The sequence below is a fragment of the Rossellomorea sp. YZS02 genome, from assembly GCF_033963925.1.
Taxonomy (GTDB): Bacteria; Bacillota; Bacilli; order Bacillales; family Bacillaceae_B; genus Rossellomorea.
Window position 1 is genome coordinate 1 of record NZ_JAXBLY010000055.1, and the last position, 603, is coordinate 603.

3 tRNA genes are annotated in these 603 nt (G+C 46.3%); all 3 read left to right on the forward strand.

Features of this window, described 5'->3' with window-relative positions:
• Window positions 1–153: 153 nt before the first annotated feature.
• Window positions 154–230 (forward strand) — tRNA-Arg (locus SLH55_RS23190).
• Window positions 231–235: 5 nt separating this feature from the next.
• Window positions 236–312: transfer RNA gene (locus SLH55_RS23195), tRNA-Pro, on the forward strand.
• Between the two features lie 7 nt (window positions 313–319).
• A tRNA-Ala gene (locus SLH55_RS23200) sits at window positions 320–395 on the forward strand.
• Window positions 396–603 lie beyond the last annotated feature (208 nt).

Genomic DNA, 603 nt, shown 5'->3' on the forward strand with positions numbered 1-603 from the left:
CAGGACTTAAAATCCTGCGGTAGGTGACTACCGTACCGGTTCGATTCCGGTCCTCGGCACCAAGATTTTTTGCGACAGCAAAATAATCTTCATTAATTCGCGTTAGCGAAATATATTTCCTTACATCACTTATTAAAAACTATTATGCATCTTGCGCCCGTAGCTCAATTGGATAGAGCGTTTGACTACGGATCAAAAGGTTAGGGGTTCGACTCCTCTCGGGCGCGCCATATATCGGGAAGTAGCTCAGCTTGGTAGAGCACTTGGTTTGGGACCAAGGGGTCGCAGGTTCGAATCCTGTCTTCCCGACCACTTCTTTGGGGCCTTAGCTCAGCTGGGAGAGCGCCTGCTTTGCACGCAGGAGGTCAGCGGTTCGATCCCGCTAGGCTCCACCAAAAAGTTTTTCAAAAAAGTCATTGACACTCAGCGAGTTGAAATGATATGATTATCAAGTCGCTTCAAACGAAGCGCTTGCACATTGAACCTTGAAAACTGAACAAAACAAGACAATAACGTCAACGTTAATTCTAGATTTATTTTAAGAGCTATTCAAACTTTTATCGGAGAGTTTGATCCTGGCTCAGGACGAACGCTGGCGGCGTG